This window comes from Burkholderia sp. AU17457, assembly GCF_002223255.1.
GTDB lineage: Bacteria > Pseudomonadota > Gammaproteobacteria > Burkholderiales > Burkholderiaceae > Burkholderia > Burkholderia sola.
Window position 1 is genome coordinate 128,723 of sequence record NZ_NKFB01000005.1, and the last position, 22,570, is coordinate 151,292.

Here is a 22,570-nt window from a genome sequence, read left to right on the forward strand (position 1 = left end):
TTTTCATTGCAGTTGCGGAATTGCTTGGGTATCGATTACTTTTGCGCCGATTCATTCAGAGGTGCTATCTACCCATGCCATTTGTAAAAAAAGTCCCGTACTACCAGATGGAGCCGCGGCTTTTATATTCCGGAAAGCACTGGAAATGCTACTCGGGCGTCGTCGGGTGCGTTCCCATCGACACGCAGCAAAAGATCTCGTTCACCAGGCTTGCGCCAAATGAGCAGCCACTGCCACCTCCGCCCAAGGTAGCTGATCCAGTCGCAGCGCAGAAGCGGCCAGCCCGTCCTCCAGCACCGGCCACGCCGCCCGACGAGCCACAACCGGGCGACAAGCCTCAAGACGCCGAGCAAGCCGACAAGCTGCCCGAGTTCGATCTGCAGGACATCCCCAACGCGATGGATAGGGAGGGGTGGCCAATTTCGGCCAAGTTGGCGCGAAAGTGGCTGGCGAGCCCCAAGCATGTCTACAACAACAAGCTCAACTCACCACAGCCGATCGACGGCACGACAGTTACTCTGGAATGGGTGTTGAGATTTCGCGGTGCATCCCGGCGATTCAAGCAACTCGTCCGGCGAGCGATTTACACAGAGAATGCTGCTGAAGCAGTCAAGAATGCGCTGGTACCTGTGATCGACAGGGTTTTTGCCGCCGAAAAAGTGAACGCAGCGGGTATCGTGATCGACACTACCCCGTTTCTGACGGATCTGCTTCAGTTTTATATCGCCTGGAGATTTCAGTTCCAGTCGGTATCATCCTTTGCCACGCTCGACGGCGCGGCTTTGACTGATCTAACCGCGGCTCTGGGAAACTTCAATTTCTACGCTGCCGTTGGGAAGGTGACCGTTACCGGTGAGCGCTACTACAAGTACGAAGGCAAGAAAAACATATTCTGTTTCGAGCCGGTTGCACAGATGACCCACATCTATGTCTACATCAAGGATAGCTATTCGTTTAACGACGATTCGCCTTCCAAGAGCCAGTATCTCGGCCACTGGAACCGGAACGGAATGGTGCTGTCGTACGTCGCGGCCGTCAACGATCTTTTTGAGGGCAGCAACTTGAACGTAGGGAATTCGACCATTGAGACGGAGCGCTATCTCCCAGAGGGAGAAGAGGTCGATAAGCCAATCGACAAACGTACTGGTCGCTTTCGGAAATTTCGAGCGAAGGATGTGTACTGGCCGGTGCATAACAAGACGTACCGGGCCTGGAGGTCGGTGCATAATCGTGGCGGCGACTTCATGGTCTACAGCAAGCCCAAACTCATCAAGCTGGACAGGCCGGTCGTTCTAAAAATTGATACCGTATGCAGAACCGTTCCGGCCGAGCAATGAAAGTGGCCATGACCATCCTCAAAGTAGTCTTGTTCGTGATCGCCGTATACCTGGTCGTCGATATCGCGTGGCCGTTTGTGCCGGTTGACGTGCATAACGCGATCACGATTTTCGCGATCCTGAACACGAAGCTGGCGGTCCTCGCCATCACGTCGATCATCTTCGGGTTCTACCTGTACTGGCTCGTCAGAAATTTCAACCGTTTCAGCCGAGCGAAACGCACAGGCCTCGGGAGCGTCACACTCGTTTTTTCGGCATTCGTCTACTTGGTTGGCTTTCGCGGGATCGTGACCGACCGTACCGATTGTCAGCGCTTCAACTACGACGTCAGGATGAGTGGTGGTGTCAAACAGGTCGACGGTACAACCTACGTCGTCAACCTCTGCGGGAGTGGTACCCCCGGCAATGGTTTTTTTGCGGATCCGAATGAGCAGGTCAAACTCGTCGTCAGCGATGCATATGGCTCGACGCTTGCTACTCGACTATTTTTCGTTTTTTGGGATGGCCGGCCGGGTGAAGAATCGATCTCCATCCGTAAGAACAAGCTGATTTATTTCGATGCATCGGATGAGGACGACAGTGAAAGGTCGATCTCGCTGCCGCCCACCACGCTCGATTGGGTCGCGGCGAGAATTCCGATCCGGCTTCGCTGATACCGGTCCCGCTGCGCGATTGGTCGTCGCGGTGATGCGGTGCTGCGCATATGCTGGTTGCGCGTATGGCCATTGCCCTGCGCGCCGCAACTCATACCCCCTCCACCCTCTTCAACGACTGCCACGGCCGCAAGACCCGTGAGGCCGGGCCACGTCCCGCGAAACGGCGTGCATGGAAATGCAAGAGAACATCGCCGACGCATGTTGCCAAATTAATGCACGACGTATACAGTTGCTCGTAGTGCATTAAATGGTTTCCTGCAGAGACGGCCGCCGCCCACGATAGGCCGCCGCCGCTCGGAAGCTTCGATGTTCAACACGCCATTGGAGCGATGTTGGCGCATCACACGCTATCGCCCTTACTCAAGCCCGTGCTGTTTGCCAGAACGTGCTTGGGCTGGATTTTCGTGGCTGTATTCGCACTTGGTGCGGGCCTGCATGCCATCACGTACGTTGACTCCACGAAAGTGAGCGTCGAGGCGTTGTCGTCCGCCAAGCCGCCTTCACGAAAGCGGCGTCGGCACACGTCCGGTTGCCGGATTTTTCCGGCTTTAGCGAGTTTTTCGAAACGCTGCTCAACATCACCATGAACGCCGACCAGCTCTTTCACCAAGCCCATGAAATCGTCCGTAACTGCGCGCTCTGTTTCGTGTCTTCGAACGACGCATCCGGTCAGATCAACTCCCGCGTCGTCGAGATCCTCGAAATCGGGCAGGACCTCACGATTCGTTTCATGACCGATTCGAGAACGCGTAAAGCGTTGGAAATTTGCCGGGGAAGTGCGATCAGTCTGTCTTTCCTCAGCATGGCCGACCGTGGATACGTGACGATCGGAACCGTGCCGGTCATCTCCGAGGACACCGCGTTGAAGCAGCGCATCTGGAAAGAGTCGCTGCTCACCTGGTTTCCAGATGGGCCGGACGATCCGTGCGTAATCGCCGTCACCTGCGCCCCCGTCTGGGTCGAAATGTGGTCGCGCATGCGGGGGATCGCGCCTGATCCGCTGGGCCTCAACTCGGTCCGGCTGATTCGGAAGGATGGCGACTGGCAAGCTCAACATACGTTTCCAGCCGATCGCGAATCATCGCGTGCGGGATCTGTATGACGCGCAATGACGAGCGGCCTGCCGTCGTCATCGGTGCAGGGCTGGCCGGCCTGGCTGCTGCGCTGGTCCTGGCGCGCAATGGCAGAGCGGTCGTCGTCGTCGAAGCCTCAACCGAAGCGGGCGGCTGCTGTTCCACCACGACGGCTAACGGCTTCACCTTCAACAACGGTGCGATGTATGTCGCGGTGCCGTCGCTGATTCGTGCGTCTTTCCGGCGTCTCGGTCTCGACTTCGATCGCGAGGTGCCGATGGTGGCCATCGAGCGGCCGCACGTCACGCATCTGGACAATGGAACGGCCGTTCATCTGTCCGGAGCCGGCACGTCGTATGTGGAAGGCGATCGGGCGGATGCGCGGACACGGCAACTGCGTGACGGCCTCGGCAGGCTCCAGCAGCAATGGGGGCCCGTCTACCGCACGCTGGTCGATGAAGTGTTGCCGCAGGAACCTTCGTTTCTTCGGACGTTGGGAAAATTATGGCGTTACCTGCCCCGCATGAGCGGGCATGCCAGCCGTCTGATCGAAGCGCACTTTGCCGATGCAGACCTGCAGGCGGCTGTTGCGTCGACTCTGCTCTATACCGGGCAGAGCCCCGACCGTCTTCCGGCAACGCAGGTCATCGGCCTGATTGCGATGCTGGAGGAAGGGTTTCATCTGCCGCGTTCGGGCATGGGCGCCATCGCTTCTGCGATGACGCGCGAGCTAGCGAGGCGGTCGGTGCCGATTCGGTTCGGCGTCCCTGTACGCGAAATCGCCGTGGAGAACGGGGCAGCCCGCGGCGTCGTGCTGGCCGACGGCGAGCGCATCTCGACCGATTGCGTCGTGGCGACGTGTTCCGGTTTCGAAGTGGTCCGCCGCTTGTTGCCTGCTCATGCGGCGCCGCGTCGGCTCGCGCACAAGGCTCGCACGGCGCCGCTGTCGCATCGGGCGATTTCGATTCAGGTGGGTTGCTCCGGTGCCGTGCTGCCACGCGCGTTCATTACGAATCGCGTGCCGTCGATGCGGCAACAAGCGGCCCTGCACGTATCGGCGCCTGGTGTGCCGCAGTGGCTTGCCTATACCTGTCCGTCGCAGGTGTTGCCGGCGCTTGCGCCAAACGGCAAGGCAGTGCTGGAGCTTTATGCGCCGGCGACAGGTATCCATTCCGTATCGGAGTGGATGAACGCGATGACGGAGGCTGCGGTCGACGACTATCTCGACGCGATACAGACGCATCTTCCCGGCCTGTGTATCGAAAGCGTCCGCGTAGCGGATCCGCAGGATTTCGCGAGCGAGCGGCATTTGTACGAAGGCGCGCTGTACGGCATTGCACCGGGCACGACGCCGGACAAGTTCTTCCCGCATCGGGCAGGGCTGCGCGGCCTCTATCTCGGCGGACAAACGACGTTCCCGGGGTATGGCGTACCCACGGCCATGCTTTCCGGAATCCAGGCGGCGGAAGCGGCGATGCAGGACAGGCGCGGGAACGCGGGATCGGCGTGTTGCGTGACCGTGGGCAGCATCCGAAGCCCGCATCGAACCCATGCCCGGTGTCGCCCCCACCCCCTATTTAATGACCAAACCGCAAGACCTAGTGCATAGATATCGTTTGCCGAGCCCTTAATGACTATCGACAATCGTGGCTCGAATTCACCGCTGCGGCGCCAGAAGCGCCTTGGCGGCCGGCACGCGGCGGCTATCCCGGCCTCCCGCGCCCACCCGCTCACGACGACATGTACGCGTTCACGCCCTCATTCCAAAACCCTGCCGGCTCGCCGATCCGCGAGTTGTTCAAGTACCTGTCCGAACCGGGCATGATTTCCTTCGCGGGCGGCTATCCGGCCAGCGACCTGTTCGACGTCGATGGCCTGAACGCGGCCGCCGAACGCGCGTACGCGCAGCCCGTCCGCTGTCTGCAATACGGTCCGACCGACGGCCTCGCCGAACTGAAGCAGCAACTGATCGCGCTGATGGCGCGTCGCGGCGTCGGGTGCACGCCGGCAGAACTGCTCGTCACGACCGGTTCGCAGCAGGGGCTCGACCTGCTGCTGCGCGTGATGGTCTCCCCCGGCGACGTCGTGCTGACCGAACAACCGGCGTACCCGGCCACGCTGCAGGCCATGCGTTTGCAACAGGCGCGCATCGTGACGATTCCCGTCGATGGCGAAGGCCTCGACGTCGATCGTCTCGGCGAACAACTCGCGTCCGGCGCGGTCGCGCAGCCGAAGCTGCTCTACACGGTCCCGACTTTCGCGAACCCGACGGGCGCGACGCTCACGCGCGAACGCCGGCTGAAGCTGCTGCGTCTCGCGGTGCAATATCGCTTCCTGATCGTCGAGGACGATCCGTACGGCGACCTGCGTTTCGCGGGCGAAGCCGTGCCGTCGATGCTCGCGCTGGCCGGCGAAGTGGACGGCGCACGCGACTGGCTCGTGCATTTCGCGAGCCTGTCGAAGATCGTCGCGCCGGGGCTGCGTGTGGGCTGGACGATCGCGCCGGCCGAAATCGCGCGGCGCTGCGTGATCGCGAAGCAGACGGTCGACCTGTGCAGCGCGCCATGGACGCAGGCCACTGCTGCCGAATATCTGGCGGACGGTGCGCTCGAACGCCATCTGCCGCGCATCACGGCCGCGTACCGGCGCAAATGCGACGCGATGTGCGACGCGCTGCGCGACGGCTTCGGCGATGCGATCGAATTCCATCGTCCGGAAGGCGGGATGTTCGTGTGGGCGCGGCTCGGCGCGGTGTCGTCGGACGGGCTGCTGCAACAGGCGATCGCCAACAAGATCGTGTTCGTACCCGGCAAGGCGTTCTTCGCGGACAACGTCGACGCGGCGTCGCTGCGCCTGTCGTTCGCCGCGCCGGACGTCGATGCGATCCGGGAAGGCGTCGCGCGCCTCGTGCGCGCGTATGGTGCGGCGCGGGCCGCGTGAGGAGACATCGACATGACGATCACCGTCAACGAAACGGTATCGACGGGTGCAGCACCGGGCGCGGGCGACAAGCGGCCGCCAAAGCATCGCTCGTCGCAGATCAGCGCCGGGCCGCAATATGTGGCCGACGTGCTCGGCCGCTTCGGCGCGGAGCCGGCAACCGATGCCGACGATGCGGCGCCGGTCGTGCTCGGCTACAACTGACCGGCACAGGGGCGACGGCTCGCCACAAGCACGCCGTCGCCGACACAAACGGTTAAGCTTGCGCGATCGAAACACCGACGATCGCCGCCGCCTCATGTCCGACTCGACCTCCGAATCGCTCGCGCAAACCTACGACCGCGTCTGGTCCTGCCTCGAATCCGGCGTGAGCGTACAGCGTTCGCCGTTCGCGATGCTGCAGGCGGCCACGCTCGGCCTCGATGGCGCGCCGAAGGTCCGGACGATCGTATTGCGTCAGGTCAATCGCACCGGGCGCCTGCTGTCGTTTCATACCGACGTGCGTTCGGCGAAGGTCGCGGAGTTGCGTCGCGATCCGCGCATCTCGATCGTCGCGAACGATCTCGATGCGCTCGTGCAGATTCGCGCGGAAGGTGTTGCATCGATTTGCGAGGACGAAGCGCAACGGCGCGCGATCTGGGCATCGAGCCGCCCGCATACGCTGCTGCTGTATCGCGCGCCGTTGCCGCCCGGCACGCCGATCTTCTCACCGGAAGACGCGCATATCCACAGCGCCGCACCCACCGGCGACGGCTACGAAAACTTCTGCCTGATCCACATGACGGTCACGCGTATCGACTGGCTCGAACTCGCGAGTGCCGGCCATCGCCGCGCGGTATTCGTTCTGAACGAAAGCGGCTGCGAAGCCCGCTGGATCGCACCCTGACGCTGGCCGAGCGCGCTCGATCCACTCAAGGCCGCCCGTCCGACGCGGCCTGGATCATCCACTCGCGCATCACCGCGATCGCATCGTCGTCGCGGCGCTCGGCCGGATACACGAGATAGAACCCCATCGACAGCGGAAACGCGAAGTCGAACGGCTTGCACAGCCGTCCGGCGGCGATGTCGCGTTCGACGAGCGGCTCGGTCGCGAGCGCGATGCCCTGGCCGGCGACGGCCGCATCGATCGCGAGCGACGTCTGGTTGAAGCGCAACCCCTTGTGCGGATCGACGTCGACCGATTCCGGCATCGCCGCGAGGAATTCGGGCCACAGGTCGTGCGCGTCGTGCAGCAGCACCTGCCCGGCGAGCGCGCGCGGCGAAGCCGGTGCGGTCAGCAGCGAAGGGCTGCACACCGCGCACACGTCGAGCGGAAACAGCGCATGGGCGGCGAGATGCTTGCCGAACGGCGGCTTGCCGTAGCGGATCGCGAGATCGACGCCGTCGTGGCGGAACGTCGCGATCTGCGGATCGGCGATCACGCGCACGTCGTAGTCGGGATGCGCGTCGGTGAACTGCGCGAGCCGCGGAATCAGCCACTTCGACGCGAACGACGGCGTCGTGCTGATCGTCAGCGCCGCGCGCCGCTTCACGAGCTTGTCGGTCGCATCGGCGATCGCGTGCAGCGCACGCTGCACGTCGGAGAAATACGCGGCGCCGTCGTGCGTGAGCGCGAGGCCGCGCGGCAGGCGCTCGAACAGCTTCAGGCCGAGCACGTCCTCGAGGTGGCGCACCTGCTGCGCGACGGCGCCCTGCGTGACGCCGATCTCGTCGGCGGCGGCGCGGAAATTGAGGTGCCGAGCGGACACTTCGAACGCACGAAGCGCATTCAGCGGCGGCAGGCGGGAAGGGCGTGGCGGCATCGTCAGGCTGTAGAAAAACTATCGGCTGGCGGCAGAAATACTGGTTCGACAGCCGGAATCGATGCGCCTACATTACCACCATGGCGCGCCGAAGGGCGGCTGCGCGGCGGCAGAATCGAAACGAGGAGCGGATCGTGACTGTAGAAAAAGTAGCGTTGATCACGGCGGCGGGCAAGGGCATGGGCGCGGCGATCGCGCGCGAACTGGCGGCAACGGGCTATCGCGTCGCGCTGATGTCGCCGTCGGGCAGCGCGGTGGCGCTCGGCGAGGAACTCGGCGGTTTCGGCATCAAGGGCTCGGTGACCGAAGAGGCCGATATCGACGAGCTCGTGCAGGAAACGGTCGCGCGCTACGGCCGGATCGACGCGGTCGTGAACAACACCGGCCATCCGCCGAAGGGCGAGCTGCTGGCGATCACCGACGACAACTGGCACACGGGGCTCGACCTGATCCTGCTGAACGTGGTGCGCGTGATGCGCCGCGTGACGCCGATCTTCCAGAAGCAGGGCGGCGGCGCGGTGGTGAACATCTCGAGCTTCGCGGCGGACGCGCCGGAGCAGCCGATGCCCGTGTCGTCGGCGCTGCGCGCGGCGCTGAGCGCATGGACGCGCCTCTACGCGGAACGCTATGCGGCCGAGAACATCCGGATGAACGCGGTGCTGCCGGGCTTCATCGACAGCTGGCCGGAAACGCCGGAGATCGTCGCGCGCATTCCGGCCGGCCGCTTCGGCAAGACCGGCGAGATCGCGAAGACGGTCGCGTTCCTGCTGTCGGACGGCGCGGGCTACATCACCGGGCAGAACATTCGCGTCGACGGCGCGATCGTCAAGGCGCGCTGAGCGCCGCATCGGCGAGCAGCCGCGCAAGCGTGTTCGCTCGCCGTGCAGCCGCTACAAACGCGTACAAATCAGACAAATCCGGGATACATCAGACCTTTCAAATGGGCGACGCCGCGTGACATGGGCACGCCGGATTGAAAGCCTGAGCGCGATCCCCCGCGGCATGTTCACTTTCCACTTCACGAAAGGAGATGCCGAACGATGTCTTCCACACCGTTTTCCCCGATGCGTCGCCACCTGCTGGCCACTTCGGTGGCCGCCGGGGTCTCGGCGATGCTGCCCACCGCGCTGCATGCGGCCACCGGCGCGAGCGGCATACGCCCGTTCACCGCCCATATCCCCGATGAAGCCGTGGTCGATCTGCGCCGTCGCATCGTCGCGACGCGCTGGCCGGGCCGCGAGACCGTCGTCGACGAATCGCAGGGCGTGCGGCTCGAGCGCATGCAGGCGCTGCTGCGCTACTGGGGCACCGACTACGACTGGCGCAAGGGCGAGGCGCGCCTGAACGGGTTCCCGATGTTCATCACCGAAATCGACGGGCTCGACATTCATTTCATTCACGTGCGGTCGCGGCACGAGAACGCGATGCCGATGATCATGACGCACGGCTGGCCCGGTTCGATCTTCGAGCTGCTGAAGGCGATCGGCCCGCTGACCGACCCGACCGCGCACGGCGCCAGCGCCGACGATGCGTTCCACGTCGTCGTGCCGTCGCTGCCGGGCTTCGGCTTCTCGGGCCGGCCGACGAAGACCGGCTGGGGCTCCGACCACATCGCGCGAGCGTGGGGCGAATTGATGGCGCGGCTCGGCTATACGCGTTTCGTGTCGCAGGGCGGCGACTGCGGCTCGGTGATCTCGCACCGGATGGCGATGCAGCGCGTGCAGGGTCTGGCCGGGATTCACGTCAACATGCCGGCGACGGTGCCGCCGGATATCGCGACGCTGCTCGCGATCGATGCGCCCGCGCCGGCTTCGTTGTCGCCGAAGGAGAAAGCCGCGTACGAGAAGCTCGCGACGTTCTATCGCGACAATTGCGGCTACTCGGCGATGATGGTCACGCGGCCGCAGACGGTCGGCTATGCGCTTGCCGATTCGCCGTCCGGGCAGGCCGCGTGGATGTACGACAAGATCTCGCAGTGGACGTATAGCGGCGGCGTGCCTGAACGCTCGATTCCGCGCGACGAGATCCTCGATGACATCTCGCTGTACTGGCTGACGAACACCGCGACGTCGGCCGCGCAGATCTACTGGGAGGACCACTCGAACAACTTCAACGCGGTGGATATCTCGCTGCCGGCCGCGATCACGGTGTTTCCCGGCGAGATCTACCAGGCGCCGCGCAGCTGGGCCGAGCGCAGTTATCACAACCTGATCTACTTCAACGAAGTCGACAAGGGCGGCCACTTCGCGGCATGGGAGGAGCCGGAATTGTTCGCGCGTGAAGTGCGTGCGGGGTTCCGGCCGTTGCGGCGCGTGTAAGCGGCGTTGCACGACGGACACGGGCCGGCCTGTTGCGCGGCCCGTGTTCGTTTCCGCCGCGCGGTCGCGCCGAAACGTCGTTTTCTCGCGATTTTTGAATCGCCGTGTGTCGTGTTCGCGCATGGATACGTTGAGATACAAAGCCTCCGGACGGTTCGGATATAAAACCGGTGAAGCAATTCACAGGGCGGCGCGGCGCCATCCGCCGCCGCCGCGAACGACGACATCCGATTGCCCGCACGTGCCGCGGGCCCTTCCTTAGCGATCGACAATGGAGAACGAGTCATGACCGATACCGTGAACACCCGCCGCCGCCTGATCCTGGGCACCACGCTGGCAAGCCTGAGCCTGGCCGACCTCGGCTTCAGCGCGCTCGCGCATGCGCAGTCGGCGCCCGATGCCGCGGCGGCGAAGCGCTCGTCCGGCGTCGCGTCGCTGGGCACGATCCACCAGATCGACGCGGGCGTGCTCAACGTCGGTTATGCGGATCTCGGGCCGAAGCAAGGCCCGGTCGTATTCCTGCTGCACGGCTGGCCGTACGACATCTACAGCTACGCGGACGTCGCGCCGCTGCTCGTCGCGGCCGGCTATCGCGTGATCGTGCCGTACCTGCGCGGCTACGGCTCGACGACGTTCCGTTCGGCCGACACGGTGCGCAACGGCCAGCAGGCGGTGACGGCCGTCGACATCGTCGCGCTGATGGATGCGCTGAAGATCGACCGCGCGATATTCGGCGGTTACGACTGGGGCGCGCGCACGGCCGACGTCATCGCGGCGCTGTGGCCGCAGCGCGTGAAGGCGCTGGTGTCGGTGAGCGGCTACCTGATCGGCAGCCAGGCGGCGAATGCCAAGCCGCTGCCGCCGCAGGCCGAACTTCAATGGTGGTATCAGTTCTACTTCGCGACCGAACGCGGCGAACTCGGCTACGCGCAGAACCGCGATGCGTTCAACAAGCTGATCTGGCAACTCGCGTCGCCGAAGTGGCAGTTCTCCGACGAGACCTATGCGCGCTCGGCCGCATCGTTCCGGAATCCCGATCACGTGGCCGTCGTGATCCACAACTATCGCTGGCGTCTCGGGCTCGCGCAGGGCGAAGCGAAATACGACGACATCGAGCGGCGTCTCGCCGCCGGGCCTTCGATCAGCGTGCCGACGATCACGATGGAAGGCGACGCGAACGGCGCGCCGCATCCTGACCCGGCCGCGTACGCGAAGAAGTTCACCGGCAAGTATCAGCACCGGACCATCACCGGCGGCATCGGCCACAACCTGCCGCAGGAAGCGCCGCAGGCCTTCGCCGATGCGATCCTGCAAGTAGAGCATCTGTGATGCGGGCCCGCGTGGGAGGATGGCGGCGCGGCGCGCGCCGTGGGTTCGTCGCGGGCGTGCTGCTGGCCGGCGCGTGGTCGGCGAGCGGGCCGGCCGCGTTCGCGGAACAGTCGAAGCCGGCCGCGGCCGCGTCGCCGATCTACGGCGTGACGATTCCGCCCGGCTACCGGAAGTGGGAAATGGTCGCGCCGGCGGAAGAGGCCGCACCGCTCGACGAGTTGCGCGTGGTGCTCGGCAATCCGGTTGCGATGCGTGCGCTCGAGAAGGCGACGCTGCCGTTCCCGGACGGCACGATCCTCGTGAAGCTCGCGTACAAGCGCAAGCCGTCCGACGAGTTCCCGCCCGCGACGGTGCCCGGCCAGGCGACGACCGTGCAGGTGATGGTGAAGGACTCGCGCCGCTATGCGGCGACGGGCGGCTGGGGGTTCGGCCGCTTCATCAACGGCGTGCCGGCCGACATCGGCCAGCATCAGACGTGCTTTGCGTGCCATCAGGCGCGGGTAAAGAACCACGATTACGTGTTCACGCGGCTCGCGCCGTGACGTGACGCGTGAGCGTGAAGTGGAGGGAAAGGCGTGCCCGGCGAGGCACGCCTTTTTTCGTGGTGCGCGGCGCCGGGCGAAACGGATCGAATCGAATCGGCAAGCGCGTGTGTATCGCACTGTATCTGCGGTCGTTCCTGAAAAACTGGCATGCAGAAAGCCCGGTTCCGGAAACATGCCGGATACGTGCGCGGGTTCTACTGTCGACATGCAGCAAACGTTCGGTGCCAGGCGTTCGCACCGGATGCCCAGTGCTCGACACCTCAACTTCGTTCAAGGAGAACCTTCATGAAAGCCGCTCGAATCCTCGCCGTTGCCGTCCTCGCCGTCGCCCCCGCGCTGTCGTTCGCCGATACCGGCCACGGCCTCACGCGCGCCGAAGTGCGCGCCGACCTCGTCCGTCTCGAGAAGGCCGGCTACAACCCGGCCGGCAGCGAAGCGCACTACCCGGATGACATCGCCGCCGCGGAGAACGCCGCCGCGGCTGCCGAGCAGGTCGCGCGTTCCGACCAGAACGGCCCGTCGAAGTCGCAAGGCGACAACGTGGCCGATGCATCGACGCCGGCTGGCCATCGCGATGCCGTGCAGTCGCGCGCCGCACGCTACGCCGCCGACGACCTGTACGCGCATTCGTGATCCGGCGCCGCGCTTGCCGCATGCAGGCGCGGCCGCTCGGGCAGCACCTCATTTCAACGACACGATAAGGAATGGAGCATGACGATGGCCGGTTTGATGAAACGCGTTCTGGTATCCGCTGCGATGATCGGCGGACTGTTCGGTGCGGTCGCGGCGCAAGCCGCACCGAAGGAAGACCTGAAGGGCACCAACGTCGTGCTCGTGCACGGCGCATTCGCCGACGGGTCGAGCTGGAACCGCGTGATTCCGCTGCTCGAGGCGCGCGGGCTGCACGTGGTGTCGGTGCAGAACCCGCTGAGCTCGCTCGCCGACGACGCGGCCGCGACGAAGCGCACGATCGACGAACAGAAGGGGCCGGTCGTGCTGGTCGGCCATTCTTGGGCGGGCGTCGTGATCAGCGACGCGGGCAACGACGACAAGGTGAAGTCGCTCGTGTACGTCGCGGCGTTCGCGCCGGACAACGGCCAGTCGATCGCCGACGTCACGCAGGGGCTGCCGGCACCGGCATGGGCCGGCGAACTGCGCAAGGACGCAGGCGGTTTCGCGCGGCTGTCGGACAAGGCGATCGCGCAGGATTTCGCGCCGGATCTGCCGCCCGCGCAGCAGCGCATCGTTGCCGCGACCCAGGGGACGTGGTATAGCGGGTGCATCTCGGAGAAGGTCGCGCAAGCCGCATGGCATGCGAAGCCGTCGACGTTCGTCGTCGCGACGCACGACCGGATGATCGATCCGACGCTGCAGGAAGCGATGGCGAAGCGCATCGGCGCGACGGTCGCGCGGGTGAACGCGAGCCACGTCGCGATGCTGAGCCAGCCGAAGGCCGTGGCCGACGCGATCATCGCCGCCGCCGAGCGCGCGAAGCGGGATACGCAGTGAGCGCATGCGGCGCCGCGCTTTCGTGAGGAAGCGCGGCGCCGCGAGTGATTGTGATGTCCTTTCACCAGGAGAAGTCATGACCGAACTCTGGCAGCTGTCGGCAAGCGAACTCGCGAAACGCGTGCGGCAGCGTGACGTGTCCGCGCGTGAAGTGGCGGACGCCGTGCTCGATCGTCTCGATGCGGTGAATCCGGCGATCAACGCGGTGGTCGAACATCGCCCCGACGACGTGCGGCGACAGGCTGACGAAGTCGATCGCGCCATCGCGCGCGGCGATGATCCGGGGCCGCTCGCGGGCGTACCCGTCACCGTGAAGATCAACGTCGACCAGGCCGGCTTCGCGACGACCAACGGCACGCGCCTGCAGGAAAACCTGATCGCGCCCGCCGATAGCCCGGTGGTCGCCAACATCCGCAAGGCCGGCGGAGTGCTGCTCGGCCGCACCAATTCGCCGACGTTCGCACTGCGCTGGTTCACGTCGAATCGTGTGCATGGTCATACGCGCAATCCGCGCAATGCGTCGCTGACGCCGGGCGGATCGAGCGGCGGCGCGGCGGCGGCCGTGGCAGCCGGGATCGGTCCGCTCGCGGTCGGCACCGACATCGGCGGCTCGGTGCGCTACCCGGCCTATGCGTGCGGCGTGCACGGAATCCGGCCGTCGCTCGGTCGCGTGCCGGCATTCAATGCGTCGTCGCCCGAGCGGGCGATCGGCGCGCAACTGATGTCGGCGGCCGGACCGATCGCGCGCACGATCGACGATCTCTCGCTCGCGCTGCGGGCGTTCGCCGCACCGGACCCGCGCGATCCGTGGCACGTCGCGGTGCCGTTCGATGGGCGTGCGGTGCCGAAGCGCGCGGCGCTGTGCGTGCGTCCGCGCGGCCTGGCGGTCGTGCCCGAAGTCGAGGCTGCGTTGCGCGATGCCGCGCGCCGGCTCGTCGATGCCGGCTGGACCGTCGACGAGATCGACGATACGCCGCCGATGCGCGAGGCCGCGCTGCTGCAGGAACAGCTGTGGCTCGGCGATGGCTTCGACGCGCTGGCGAACTCGGTCGAGCAGGACGGCGATCCGGGCGCGGCTGCGGTGATCGCCGCCGTGCGCGGCAAGGTGCGCGATCTGCCGGCCGACGTGATCAGCCGCGCGCTGGTCCGACGCACGACGTTGACGCGAGAGTGGCGGCTGTTCCTCGATGAATATCCGGTGTTGCTGCTGCCTGTTTCATCGGAACTGCCTTTCCCCGACGATCTCGACCGACAAGGGCCGGACGGCTTCGAACGCGTGTGGGAAGCGCAGCTCACGTTGCGCGCGCTGCCCGCGATGGGGCTGCCGGGGCTGGCCGTCACGACGTCGGTCGTGAACGGCGTGCCGGTGGGTGTGCAGGTGGTCGCCACGCATCATCGCGAGGATCTGTGTCTGCTCGCGGGGCGCGATATCGAGGCGCGTGGCGCGCCAGTCGCGGTGGTCGACCCGGTAGTGTGACGTACTGAAGAACACATGCATCGGCGAGGCTCGGTGGCTTCGTCGATGCGTCGCGTGATCCGCTTCATTCCGGATTCCATGACGATGCGCCGCATGCCGCGCCGATCGTCCTCCTCCTTTTGAATCCCTTCGATGCACGACATCGAACGGGCCCCGTCCTTCCTTTCCCTCCCGTCGGCGACCGCGCATCGATAGCGCGCGTCTGCTATTGCATTCCCCACGGCGCTGATTAGGAAATGAATTTTTATTGGTTCTGCTTCCCCGGCCGCACTCGCATAGTGGCGCTGACGGCTATAGACAGCACGCAAGCTGCGACAGCCGCATTCCCGGTGTCTTTGTTCATACGAATCTGAGAATACAAGGAAGTGTCATGACGGTTGAACTGGAAGAACGCACCGCTGCGCAACAGGCGCTCGAAGACGCACGCGCGGCGGCCCTGGCGGCCGGCACGCCCTACGCGGGCGGCGTCGCGCCCGAAGCCGCGTGGGCGCTGTTCGCGGCGGGCGACGCAGTGCTGGTGGACGTGCGCACGGCCGAGGAACGGAAATTCGTCGGTTACGTGCCGGAGTCGTTGCACGTGCCGTGGGCGACCGGCACGAGCCTGACGCGCAACCCGCGCTTCGTGCGCGAGCTGGAAGCGAAGACCGGCAAGGACGCGGTCGTGCTGTTGTTGTGCCGCAGCGGCAACCGCTCCGCCCAGGCGGCCGAGGCAGCAACGAAGGGTGGTTTCACGCAGGTATTCAATGTGCTCGAAGGCTTCGAGGGCGACCTCGACGAACGGCAGCATCGCGGCGGCCACAACGGCTGGCGCTTCCGCGGCCTGCCGTGGGCGCAGGATTGATTCACGGCCGTTACGGGGGGAAAGCAGCATGGCCGCATTCGATATCGACGACATCGTTCAGTCGCTGCAGACGGTGCGCCGCGCGTGGCGCGAAAAGCAGCGGCGCTCGCTCGAACCGGGCGGGCGCGATTTGCCGGCGCGCGAGGCGCTCGCGCAGATCGTCGGCGGGCTGAAGGGGGTGCTGTTCCCGATGCGGCTCGGGCCGCCCGACCTGCGGCAGGAGAGCGAGAACCTCCACGTCGCTCACGCGCTCGACGCGGCGTTGAACGCGCTGCTCACGCAGGTGACGCTCGAATTGCGCTACGCGGCGCGCCAGCGCAACGCCGACGGGCCGGTGGACAACGTCGACGAAGTCGCGTCGAAGGCCGTACAGGCGTTCGCCGCGCGCCTGCCGGAGATTCGCCGGCTGCTCGACAGCGACGTGCTGGCGGCCTTCCACGGCGATCCGGCGGCCGGCAGCGTCGACGAGGTGCTGCTGTGCTATCCGGGCATCCTCGCGATGATCCACCATCGGCTCGCGCACGAGCTGTACGGGCTCGGCCTGCCGCTGCTCGCGCGGATCATCGCCGAGCAGGCGCATGCGGAAACCGGTATCGACATCCATCCGGGCGCGCGCATCGGCGCGGGCTTCTTCATCGACCATGGCACGGGCGTCGTGATCGGCGAGACGGCGATCATCGGCGAGCGCGTGCGCGTGTACCAGGCCGTCACGCTCGGCGCGAAGCGCTTCCCGCGCGATGCGGCCGGCCATCTGGAGAAAGGGCTCGCGCGCCATCCGATCGTCGAGGACGACGTGGTCATCTATGCGGGCGCAACGATTCTCGGCCGCGTGACGATCGGGCGCGGCGCGGTGATCGGCGGCAACGTGTGGCTCACGCAGGACGTGCCGGCCGGCGAAAACGTCACGCAGGCCGTGCTGCGCAGCGAAGCGAACGCCGCGCCGCGCACGGCGGCCCGCGTCGCCTAGGAGGCGCGATGAGCGACCTCATCCATCACTTCGGCGCCAACGTGCGCAAGCTGCGCGAAGCGCGCACGTGGTCGCAGGAGCAGCTGGCCGAGCATGCGGGGCTGAACCGCTCGTATGTCGGCGAGATCGAGCGCGGCGAAGCGATCGCGTCGATCGTCACGGCCGACAAGATCGCGCGCGCGTTCGACGTGTCGATCTCGACGCTACTGCCGGGCGCGTACGTTACCTGAGGCCGCCCCCATCGTTTTCCCCTTTCGGGTGCACGACCTGACGGCTATAGCATGTTGAGCCGGCAGGGGCGTGCTTCCGATAATCACCCAGCGTCATAAGCAATCCCGTTTTTCATCTTAAGAACCCGGAGCCACACATGTCGACCGTTGCAAGCGGCACGGCCGCGCTGAGCGATCACGCCGCCCGCCAACTAGCGAACGCTACCAAGACCGTCCCGCAGCTTTCCACGATCACGCCGCGCTGGCTGACCCATCTTCTGCAATGGGTGCCGGTCGAGGCCGGCATCTACCGCCTGAACCAGGTGAAGAACCCGGAGGCGGTGCGCGCCGCGTGCACGCAGCTCGAGGATGAAAGCGTGCTGCCGCAGACCTTCGTACCGTACGAGGAACAGCCGCGCGAGTACTTCCTGAATGCGGTGAGCACGGTGCTCGACGTGCATACGCGGATCTCCGATCTTTACAGCAGTCCTCATGACCAGATCAAGGAACAGCTGCGCCTGACGATCGAGACGATCAAGGAGCTGCAGGAAAGCCAGCTGATCAACAATCCCGATTACGGGCTGCTCGCGAACGTGACCGACGAACAGCGGATCTTCCCGCTGACGGGCGCGCCGACGCCGGACGATCTCGACGAGCTGCTGACGAAGGTGTGGAAGGAGCCGGCATTCTTCCTCACGCACCCGCTCGCGATCGCCGCGTTCGGCCGCGAATGCACGCGGCGCGGCGTGCCGCCGCCGACGGTCAGCCTGTTCGGCTCGCAGTTCCTCACGTGGCGCGGCATTCCGCTGATTCCGTCGGACAAGGTGCCGGTCGCGGACGGCAAGACCAAGATCCTGCTGCTGCGCGTCGGCGACAAGCGCCAGGGCGTCGTCGGCCTGTACCAGCCGGGCGTCGCGGGCGAGCAGGGGCCGGGCCTGTCGGTGCGCTTCATGGGGATCAACAACCAGGCGATCGCGTCGTACCTGATCTCGCTGTATTGCTCGCTCGCGGTCCATTCGCCGGATGCGCTGGCTGTCCTCGATGACGTCGAAATCGCCAAGTTCCATGACTATCCCGACACCTACCGTTAATCCCGGCCTGGCCGGCGGCGACGCGCACGCGCTGCCGCACGCGCCGCTGCCGGCCGGCTTGCCCGACCCGGCGACGCTCGCGCGGCTCGCGTCCGAGTTCTTCGCGACGCCGCCCGGGCAGGCCACCGCGCCCGGGCTGTCGGCGGGTAGCGGCGCGGTCGGCGGCGTGCCGTCGGCCTTGCCGGCCGCGGCGCCGATCCTCGCGTCGGTGAGCAACCCGGTGCCGGGCGGTTCGCCGCTCGCGGGCCCGGGCGGGGCGGGCACCGGTGTGCCGGGTCTTGCGTTGCCGCAAGGCAAGGTACCGGGCGCGAACCTCGCGCCGTCCGCGCCGACGCACGTGCTGTCGCTCGGCAACCGCGCCCCCGCGCTCGCGCCGCATGCGGCCGCGCAGAACGGGCTGCCCGACAACGCGGTGTCGATCGCGCCCGCGCTCGAACCGCGTGTCGGCGGCGCGGCGCTCGGTGTGCCGCAGGTCAATGCGCCGGCACCGGAAGGTGCGGCCAAGGCGTCGCCATACTACTTCACCGACGGTTCGCTGCAAGGCTGGCAGGCGACGCCGCAGGACATCGTCGTACCGTCGAACGGGCTGGCGTCGCCGGAAGCGTTCGGGCTGCCGGGCGATGACGCGCTGCGCGCGCTGCTCGCCGTGCATCGCGACGTGCCGGTATCGCGTGCGTCGGGTGCATCGGGCGCGGATGTGCCGCGTTATTTCATCGACGATGCGCAGGCAGCCGAGCCGCAAGGCCAGCTGTATCGCGGCGCGCATCCGCCGTTCGACGTGAACGCGATTCGCCGCGATTTCCCGATCCTGCAGGAGCGCGTGAACGGCAAGCAGCTCGTCTGGTTCGACAACGCGGCGACGACGCACAAGCCGCAGGCCGTGATCGACCGCCTCGCATACTTCTATGCACACGAGAACTCGAACATCCACCGCGCGGCGCACGCACTGGCCGGCCGCGCGACGGATGCGTACGAGCATGCACGGGAAACGGTGCAGCGCTTCATCGGCGCATCGTCGCCCGACGAGATCGTGTTCGTGCGCGGCACGACCGAGGCGATCAACCTGATCGCGAAGACGTGGGGCGTGCAGAACGTCGGCGAAGGCGACGAGATCGTCGTGTCGCATCTCGAGCATCACGCGAACATCGTGCCGTGGCAGCAGCTTGCCGCGCAGAAGGGGGCGAAGCTGCGCGTGATTCCGGTCGACGATTCGGGGCAGGTGCTGCTCGACGAATACCGGAAGCTGCTCAACGATCGCACGAAGATCGTGTCCGTCACGCAGGTGTCGAACGCACTCGGCACGGTCGTGCCGGTGAAGGAGATCGTCGAGCTCGCGCATCGCGCGGGCGCGAAGGCCCTCGTCGACGGTGCGCAGTCGATCTCGCACATGCGTGTGGACGTGCAGGCGCTCGATGCGGATTTCTTCGTGTTCTCCGGGCACAAGATCTACGGGCCGACCGGGATCGGCGTCGTGTACGGCAAGCGCGCGATTCTCGACGACATGCCGCCGTGGCAGGGGGGCGGCAACATGATCGCGGACGTGACGTTCGAGCGCACGGTGTTCCAGCCGCCGCCGAACCGCTTCGAAGCCGGCACAGGCAATATCGCGGACGCGGTGGGGCTCGGCGCGGCGCTCGACTACGTGAACCGTGTCGGCATCGAGAACATCGCGCGCTACGAGCACGATTTGCTCGCGTATGCAACGAGCGTGCTCGCGCCGGTGCCGGGCGTGCGGCTCGTCGGTACCGCGCGCGACAAGGCGAGCGTGCTGTCGTTCGTGCTGAAGGGCTATGAAACCGAGGAAGTCGGGCAGGCGCTGAACGAAGAGGGCATCGCGGTGCGCTCGGGGCATCACTGCGCGCAGCCGATCCTGCGGCGTTTCGGGCTCGAAGCCACGGTGCGGCCGTCGCTCGCGTTCTACAACACGTGCGATGAAGTCGATGCGCTGGTGAGTGTCGTGAGGAGACTGGCGGCGCGACGCTGACGCTTTCGTTGCGCCGATGTTGATGTGGTCCGCTTGCGGCGGCCTTCGCGGGCCGCCGCAAGCATTTTTATGCTGCCCGGTCAGAAGCGCACGACCGGCTTCTGCTCGACGCTGAACCCGTCGCGCAGCACGCACGCCGAATCGGCGAAGTAGCGACGGGTTTCCGACAGCAGATCGGTGTTGCCGCGCCGGCAGAACACCACGCCCGAACCTTCCTCCGTCAACAGTTCGTCGATCAGCGAATCGGGTTGCCCGATATCGGCGAGGTGCACGTTCTGCACGCCGTGTGCAAGCGCATCGAGCGCGTCGCGCACGCACGGTGCCGCGTCGGCGGCCGGATGCTCGGCGAGCCATTGCTCGAGCTCCGTGATGCCGTACAGGCCGGCAAGCTCGCCCAGTTCGCGCAGCCATGCGCTGTCGACCATCATCACCAGCGTGACGGCGCCCGTGCGTTGCGCGAACAGGCTGCCGAGCCGCTCCGGGCGCAGCAGCCGATCGTGGCCCGCGTCGTCCGGTGCGACCGGCATCACGACGGGCACCAGTCCATTGTCGAGAAACGCGTTCAACGCAGCGCTGTCGAATCGTGCGACCGTGCTCGTGCTCGCGCAGTCGGGTTCAGCGGCGGCAACCAGCAAGCCGCCGTCGTGACCGTCGATTCCGATCGCCCGCGCGCCGTGGCTGCCGATCAGGCGCACCAGTTCATGATTGACGCCGGTCATGGCCGCATGCACGGTGTGGACCGATTGCGTGCCGGACGCGGTCGGGATGCTCTGGATCACGATCGGACGGATGCCGGTGAGCGCGAGCAGCGCGACATCCTGTGCGAATGTGGAGCGCGAGGTGGCGTCGCTTGCGGTACCGCCGTCGACGACGACGACGGTCTGTCCGTGCAGCGCCTGCATGAAAGGCAGCGAGCGGGTCAGCCCGGCCGCGCGTCGAGTGGGAGTATCAGGGTCTGGGAACATGGGAATCCGAAATGATGAAGGAGATGCCTGTCGTTGCACGATGTCGGGTCAAACAGTGCGTTGCATGAGCCGGTGAATCTCGTCGGGCGTTTGCGCATCGCGCGACGCCTGCCGGATCGCGCGTTCGCTGAACCATCGCGCGGCGTCGGCGAGCAGTTCGAGATGCACGCGGTCGTCCGCGTGCGGCAGCACCAGCACGATGAATTCGCGCACGGGCTTGCGGTCCGGCGCGTTGAATCCGAACGGATACCGCGCGCGAACGAACAGCGCGACGGACGAGCGGAGCCCGTCGATGCGTGCGTGTGGAATCGCGACGCCTTGCCCAAGGCCGGTCGAGCCGAGTTGCTCGCGCTTGATCAGTTCGGCCCGGATCCGCTCAGCGGATACGCCGCGACAACTCGCGACATGGCGTGCGACCAGGTCGAACAACTGGCTCGCGCTTTCCACGGGCACATCGAGCACGATGTTGTCCGGTGGACAGGCGTCGGCGAGCCGGGTCGCGAACGGGGTGCTGCCGCGTCGGTGAGGGAGGGGGGATTGGCCGCCGACGGCGGCCTGCTGCGTTTGCATGCGGATTGCTCCGTGTCGGGATGACAGGGAAATCCTAGACAAGCGCGCGTAAAGACGGTGTCAGATACGCGGTGGGCGGGCATTAAAATTTCGTATCGAACGACGATGGCGCCGCGCCCGATGCGGATGGCCTCAAGTGCCCGACAGCGCGAACGGCAGCGTTGTCAGCAGAAACACCGAAATGCCGACGACCGGCGCACCGAACGCGATTGCCGCGAACGCGACCGCGGCGCTCGCCAGTACGAGCGTTCTCGACACCCGGCGACGGCGGTCGTGCGCCGTCGTTCGCGCCTCGTGGAGGGTTTCGGTCCGCCTGCCGATCACGTGTTTCCAGAACGTCAAACCCAGCATCATTTCACGGCTCCTGTATGAAAGACGATCGAGACGGGGCACGCGATGTTGCGGAAGCGGAAGGCCCCGTGAATGAAATAGGTGATGCAAGGCAACTGGCTAGAATCGGCGGATCGATCACGCGTCGTCACGCGGCTTGCGTCGCATGCCCGTGCTCGAACGCACGCATTGCGATGCGTGACGACCGTATCGACATCGCGTTCAAGCGTGCGCGGAAAGGACTACGGCGCGCATCGTCCGTCTGCGGCAGGACGGTGGCTCGGGAAGGAGACGCAGGCGTCCGGCCTGTCAGGCGAAAAAGCAACTCGGAGGACGAGGACTTCGGATGCGCATGGCGCGTGCTCGGTCGTGGATGGCGAACCCATTCTAGTGAACGGGTGCGCAGGTGCAAGTAAAAAGGTCGTAAAGGCATGTGAGTCGCGCGTTGTTGCACTGCCAGAGGGCGCGCTCGTGCGGCAGGGCGCGCACCAGAACGTTTGGTGTGCGCCAACGGCTCCGCAGACGGTCGGTCTTAAAGAAAAACGCGTGACGACTTTCGTCGCCACGCGTTGCAGGACCCTGCCCAACCGCGTGCACGCCGACAAACCGGCGCGCACGCTGTCGCAT

The 22,570-nt window shown here is 65.8% G+C and carries 23 protein-coding genes; 19 read left to right on the forward strand and 4 right to left on the reverse strand.

Translation table 11 applies throughout. The features are described from left to right. Positions 1–74: 74 nt before the first annotated feature. The 7 genes from CFB49_RS17840 (at position 75) to CFB49_RS17870 (ending at position 6,892) form a co-directional block, all read left to right on the forward strand. Positions 75–1,337: a DUF6402 family protein gene (locus CFB49_RS17840; RefSeq protein WP_089491924.1), complete on the forward strand. Its 1,263-nt coding sequence runs from the start codon at positions 75–77 to the stop codon at positions 1,335–1,337. An 8-nt stretch (positions 1,338–1,345) separates the two neighbouring features. Beyond that, a complete protein-coding gene (locus tag CFB49_RS17845) occupies positions 1,346–1,990 on the forward strand; it encodes a hypothetical protein (RefSeq protein WP_249190394.1) in 645 nt (214 codons plus the stop codon). Positions 1,991–2,522: 532 nt separating this feature from the next. Then, positions 2,523–3,095 (forward strand): pyridoxamine 5'-phosphate oxidase family protein, encoded by a 573-nt coding sequence (locus CFB49_RS17850; protein ID WP_089491926.1) that lies wholly within the window; start codon positions 2,523–2,525, stop codon positions 3,093–3,095. Beyond that, the gene (locus CFB49_RS17855) at positions 3,092–4,675 is read left to right on the forward strand and encodes a phytoene desaturase family protein (RefSeq protein ID WP_089491927.1); all 1,584 of its coding nucleotides are present in this window, start codon (positions 3,092–3,094) and stop codon (positions 4,673–4,675) included. Before CFB49_RS17850 ends, CFB49_RS17855 begins: the two co-directional genes overlap by 4 nt. A gap of 131 nt (positions 4,676–4,806) precedes the next feature. After that, positions 4,807–6,006, forward strand: a complete 1,200-nt coding sequence (locus tag CFB49_RS17860; protein WP_089435966.1) for an aminotransferase-like domain-containing protein — start codon at positions 4,807–4,809, stop codon at positions 6,004–6,006. 12 nt (positions 6,007–6,018) lie between these two features. After that, positions 6,019–6,210 carry a hypothetical protein gene (locus CFB49_RS17865; RefSeq protein WP_089491928.1) on the forward strand — a complete coding sequence of 64 codons (192 nt, stop codon included), beginning with the start codon at positions 6,019–6,021 and terminating at the stop codon, positions 6,208–6,210. 94 nt (positions 6,211–6,304) lie between these two features. Beyond that, the gene (locus CFB49_RS17870) at positions 6,305–6,892 is read left to right on the forward strand and encodes a pyridoxamine 5'-phosphate oxidase family protein (protein ID WP_089491929.1); all 588 of its coding nucleotides are present in this window, start codon (positions 6,305–6,307) and stop codon (positions 6,890–6,892) included. Positions 6,893–6,917: 25 nt separating this feature from the next. Here the strand turns inward: CFB49_RS17870 and gcvA are convergent, their stop codons facing one another. Beyond that, on the reverse strand, positions 6,918–7,808 hold the full coding sequence (gene gcvA / locus CFB49_RS17875; RefSeq protein WP_089491930.1) for a transcriptional regulator GcvA: 891 nt from the start codon (positions 7,806–7,808) through the stop codon (positions 6,918–6,920). Between the two features lie 134 nt (positions 7,809–7,942). Here gcvA and CFB49_RS17880 point away from each other — a divergent pair, with 134 nt between their 5' ends. From CFB49_RS17880 to CFB49_RS17940, 12 genes are all read left to right on the forward strand, one after another. Beyond that, positions 7,943–8,647, forward strand: a complete 705-nt coding sequence (locus CFB49_RS17880) for an SDR family oxidoreductase (protein ID WP_089492769.1) — start codon at positions 7,943–7,945, stop codon at positions 8,645–8,647. Between the two features lie 201 nt (positions 8,648–8,848). Then, the gene (locus CFB49_RS17885) at positions 8,849–10,126 is read left to right on the forward strand and encodes an epoxide hydrolase family protein (RefSeq protein ID WP_089491931.1); all 1,278 of its coding nucleotides are present in this window, start codon (positions 8,849–8,851) and stop codon (positions 10,124–10,126) included. Positions 10,127–10,411: 285 nt separating this feature from the next. Next, entirely contained in the window at positions 10,412–11,455 is a 1,044-nt protein-coding gene (locus CFB49_RS17895; protein ID WP_089435970.1) for an alpha/beta fold hydrolase, read from the forward strand. Continuing rightward, positions 11,455–11,997, forward strand: a complete 543-nt coding sequence (locus tag CFB49_RS17900; protein WP_069618944.1) for a cytochrome P460 family protein — start codon at positions 11,455–11,457, stop codon at positions 11,995–11,997. The genes CFB49_RS17895 and CFB49_RS17900 overlap by 1 nt, the downstream gene beginning before the upstream one ends. A gap of 288 nt (positions 11,998–12,285) precedes the next feature. Then, positions 12,286–12,633: a DUF4148 domain-containing protein gene (locus CFB49_RS17905; protein ID WP_069618943.1), complete on the forward strand. Its 348-nt coding sequence runs from the start codon at positions 12,286–12,288 to the stop codon at positions 12,631–12,633. 84 nt (positions 12,634–12,717) lie between these two features. Next, positions 12,718–13,509, forward strand: a complete 792-nt coding sequence (locus tag CFB49_RS17910) for an alpha/beta fold hydrolase (protein WP_089492770.1) — start codon at positions 12,718–12,720, stop codon at positions 13,507–13,509. Between the two features lie 76 nt (positions 13,510–13,585). Further along, positions 13,586–14,986, forward strand: a complete 1,401-nt coding sequence (locus CFB49_RS17915) for an amidase family protein (protein WP_089491932.1) — start codon at positions 13,586–13,588, stop codon at positions 14,984–14,986. 370 nt (positions 14,987–15,356) lie between these two features. Next, on the forward strand, positions 15,357–15,827 hold the full coding sequence (locus CFB49_RS17920; protein WP_069618941.1) for a rhodanese-like domain-containing protein: 471 nt from the start codon (positions 15,357–15,359) through the stop codon (positions 15,825–15,827). A gap of 28 nt (positions 15,828–15,855) precedes the next feature. Continuing rightward, the gene (gene epsC / locus CFB49_RS17925) at positions 15,856–16,794 is read left to right on the forward strand and encodes a serine O-acetyltransferase EpsC (RefSeq protein WP_069618940.1); all 939 of its coding nucleotides are present in this window, start codon (positions 15,856–15,858) and stop codon (positions 16,792–16,794) included. 8 nt (positions 16,795–16,802) lie between these two features. Beyond that, complete coding sequence (locus tag CFB49_RS17930) at positions 16,803–17,024, forward strand: helix-turn-helix domain-containing protein (RefSeq protein WP_011356215.1); 222 nt, start codon at positions 16,803–16,805, stop codon at positions 17,022–17,024. Positions 17,025–17,161: 137 nt separating this feature from the next. Beyond that, a complete protein-coding gene (locus tag CFB49_RS17935; RefSeq protein WP_006479760.1) occupies positions 17,162–18,094 on the forward strand; it encodes a family 2A encapsulin nanocompartment shell protein in 933 nt (310 codons plus the stop codon). Next, positions 18,069–20,078, forward strand: coding sequence for a family 2A encapsulin nanocompartment cargo protein cysteine desulfurase (locus CFB49_RS17940; protein WP_069618939.1), 2,010 nt, complete (start codon positions 18,069–18,071; stop codon positions 20,076–20,078). Before CFB49_RS17935 ends, CFB49_RS17940 begins: the two co-directional genes overlap by 26 nt. Positions 20,079–20,158: 80 nt before the next feature. Here CFB49_RS17940 and CFB49_RS17945 read toward each other — a convergent pair whose 3' ends face one another. The 3 genes from CFB49_RS17945 to CFB49_RS17955 all read right to left on the reverse strand — a co-directional run bounded on the left by CFB49_RS17945 (position 20,159) and on the right by CFB49_RS17955 (position 22,006). Next, positions 20,159–21,043, reverse strand: coding sequence for an amino acid kinase family protein (locus tag CFB49_RS17945; protein WP_089491933.1), 885 nt, complete (start codon positions 21,041–21,043; stop codon positions 20,159–20,161). A gap of 48 nt (positions 21,044–21,091) precedes the next feature. Continuing rightward, positions 21,092–21,613: a PTS sugar transporter subunit IIA gene (locus tag CFB49_RS17950; protein ID WP_089491934.1), complete on the reverse strand. Its 522-nt coding sequence runs from the start codon at positions 21,611–21,613 to the stop codon at positions 21,092–21,094. 132 nt (positions 21,614–21,745) lie between these two features. Further along, on the reverse strand, positions 21,746–22,006 hold the full coding sequence (locus CFB49_RS17955; protein ID WP_256976226.1) for a hypothetical protein: 261 nt from the start codon (positions 22,004–22,006) through the stop codon (positions 21,746–21,748). Positions 22,007–22,570: the final 564 nt, after the last annotated feature.